Source organism: Streptomyces sp. NPDC004542 (genome assembly GCF_040610035.1).
Taxonomy (GTDB): Bacteria; Actinomycetota; Actinomycetes; order Streptomycetales; family Streptomycetaceae; genus Streptomyces.
The window spans coordinates 1-2,824 of the sequence record NZ_JBEXLP010000194.1 but is presented as its reverse complement, the minus strand read 5'-3'; the positions used below and the strand labels follow the sequence as shown (position 1 = coordinate 2,824).

Here is a 2,824-nt window from a genome sequence, read left to right as displayed (position 1 = left end):
GCGCTGGACACCGTCAGCGAGGTCTTCTCGGTCACCGGCACCTACGACCTGATCGCCATGGTCCGGAGCGGTTCCGGCCCTCCCGCCGTTCCGGAGGAACGGTGGGTCAGCAGCCAGCGGATCCGGGGGGCAGCGGATCAGCGGATCAGCGAGTCAGCGGATCAGCGAGTCAGCGGGTCCGCCGTCCCGGCATGAACGTGAACACCGCCGTGCCCAGCAGGATGACCGTGCCCGCGACCAGGCCGAGGGCCTTGAGGGCACCGTGGCCGCTCGCGCCCGTCTCGGCCAGGCCGCCGCTGCCGCTGCTGCCGCCGGTGGCGGAGGAGCCGCTCCCTCCGGAGGTGGAGGAGCCGCCCGACGCTCCGCCGGCCTGCTCGCTGGTGTCGAGGGTGAGGGAGACCTCGGCCTTGGTCGGCGTGCAGGTCGTCGTCGTACCGAGGGCCTTGATCGTCAGTACGCCCGGGGACAGGGTCGACTTCCCGGTCGCGCCCGGCTTGTAGATGCCGGTGAGGTCCGGGATCGTGATCGGGTCGCCGCTCTTGATGTCGGCGGAGTTCGCCGGGCCCTCGACGTGCACCGTGCCCTTGTCCGCGCCGCCCAGCGCCACCTCCATCGACGGCTTCACGGAGCCCTTGGGGATGTCGGCCGGGCTGTCCATCACCGACTTCTTGAACCGCACGGTGAGGCCGAAGTCGCCGCCGTCCTTCTTGGCGTTGATCTGCACCGGCGAGGTCGCGTTCTTGTCGCCGATGGGCGTCTTGCACGCGTACGGGACCTGGACCTCCTTGCCGGTGAAGTCGGTCTGGCCGGTGCCGTCACTGGGGTCGGCCGTGGCGGTGGGGGTCGCGCTCTTGGTGGGGGTCGGGCTCTTGGTGGGGGTCGGGCTCTTGGTGGGGGTGGCCGTGCCCGTCGGCGTGCCGGTGCCGGTCCCGCCGCCCGCCGTCACCTCGATGGTCGCCGCCGGCTGCACCGTCTCGGTCGGCGTGCACTTGGTGTCCGTCGACATCGCGTTGACGGTGTAGGCGTCCGGCGTCAGCTTCACCTCACCGGCCGTGGTCAGCTTCAGCGAGCCCTTCATGTCGGCCAGCACCATGGCGCCGCCCTTGGGGATCGCCGGGTTCTCGCGCGGCCCCTGCATCGCGACGTCCGCAGCCTGTGCCCCGGACGCCTTGAGGGTGCCGGACGGCTGGACCGAGTTCGCGGGCAGGTCGATGATGTCCGGGTTCTTCGACGCGGCCTGGGTGAACTTCCACACCACGTCCACCGTGTCGCCCACCTTCGCCGTGGCCGGCGCGGTGATCTCCACCTTCGTGGTGCCGTCGACGGGGTCGATGCCCGCGGGCGGCACGCAGTGGGTGGCGTACGAGACCTCGGCGGCCTGGGCGGACCCGGCGCTCACGCCGAGCAGCGCGCCCGCCGAGCAGAGCACCAGCACGGCACCCGCCGCGCCGGCCCGCCGCACGCGGGGTACGCCGGGTGCGCCGGCCGGTGTCACTCTCCTTCGCTTGCTCACGGGGGTCCCTTCCTGGTGGGAGTCGTAGGACTCGTCGGGCGGTCGTCGTGCGGTGCGGAGAGCCGGCCGGCGGCGCCCGGATGGGAGTCCGGGGTGAACCACGGCAGGGTCGGGGTGGGGGTGGGGGTGGGGGTCGGCGGGTTCCGCGGCGGCCGGGACCCCGGCAGCCGCAGGGCCGACGCGGCCCGGCGGGGCCGAAGCCGCCGCCCGCCACCCGCCCGGCGCGGCAGGCGCGGCCGGATGCGGTCCACCACCGCCATTCCGGCGCGGAACAGCGCGGCCGGGACGACCACGCAGAGCAGCAGCCAGAACAGCGTCACGCCCCAGGGGCGGCCCACGCCCCAGGGCTGCTCGGCGAGCACTTCGCCGCCGTACTTCAGGGAGACGGTGTAGTCGCCGTGCGCCCCGGCGGCGAGCTCGACCGGCAGCTCGATCCGCGCCTTCTTCCCGGGGGCGAGGGTGCCGCGCCAGTGCTGGTCGTCCCACTGGGGGGCGAAGACGCCGTGCGCGGCGCCGACCTGGAAGACCGGGTCCTTGATGGCGGAGGAGCCGACGTTGCCGACGGTGAAGACCAGGGTGCGGGACGGTGGCGCCCCGAACCAGGTGAGCAGCCCGTCGGCCCCCGCCAGCCGGGTGTCGCTGAGGAGGGACAGCGTGCCGCCGGAGGGCTCGGCGGGCAGCGGCCGGACCGGGTGCCCGGCGACCTCGAACACCGCGTCGGCGTCCGCCTTCGCGCCGGTGACGGTGGCCACGTGCACCACGCACGGGCACGGCACCGGCGGCTCGGCGACCGGCAGCTTCTTGCTGAAGCCGCCCTTGGCGTCCGTGGTGACGGCCCGGCCGTCCGCGTTGGCGCAGGAGTTGGTGCCGCCGATCACCCCGCGGGACGGAGTGGCCCGCCCGCAGATCAGCACCATCAGCAGCGCGTGCGGTCGCCAGCCGCCGCCGCTGACGGTGATCGAACCACCGGTGCCCGCCTGGGACTCGGACAGCGTGACACCCGGCCCGGACGCCGCCGAGGCGTTGCCCGCCAGGGGCAGCAGGAGCAGCGCGAGGACCGCCAGCAGCGCCGGAATCCGCCTCTTGCCGCTCACCGCACGGCTCCCGCCGGCCGCGGCTGCCCGACCGGTGCTCCGGCCTCCGGCGGACGGTGCCGGCGTCGACGCCGCCGTACGGCGAAGGCGACCGCCCCGGCGGCCACCGCCGCCGCCGTCCCCGTCACCGCGCCCCACGGCACGAACCGCGCCGAGGTGCCCGCCGTGGCGTGTGCACCGCCCGGCGCCGTCACCGTCAGCCGCACGTCGACCGCGT

2 protein-coding genes and 2 pseudogenes are annotated in these 2,824 nt (G+C 74.7%); 1 reads left to right on the top strand and 3 read right to left on the bottom strand.

Annotated elements, in window-relative coordinates:
• Window positions 1–195: pseudogene (locus ABZX30_RS37950) on the top strand (hypothetical protein); the annotation flags it as partial.
• On the opposite strand, the gene ABZX30_RS37945 reads toward ABZX30_RS37950, so the two are convergent.
• The 3 genes and pseudogenes from ABZX30_RS37945 to ABZX30_RS37935 all read right to left on the bottom strand — a co-directional run.
• Window positions 170–1,429, bottom strand: coding sequence for a hypothetical protein (locus ABZX30_RS37945; protein WP_355942965.1), 1,260 nt, complete (start codon window positions 1,427–1,429; stop codon window positions 170–172). The pseudogene ABZX30_RS37950 and the gene ABZX30_RS37945 sit on opposite strands and share 26 nt — an antisense overlap.
• Window positions 1,430–1,509: 80 nt before the next feature.
• Window positions 1,510–2,607, bottom strand: coding sequence for a hypothetical protein (locus tag ABZX30_RS37940; protein WP_355942963.1), 1,098 nt, complete (start codon window positions 2,605–2,607; stop codon window positions 1,510–1,512).
• A pseudogene (locus ABZX30_RS37935) lies at window positions 2,604–2,824 on the bottom strand (hypothetical protein); the annotation flags it as partial. The pseudogene ABZX30_RS37935 and the gene ABZX30_RS37940, both read right to left, overlap by 4 nt.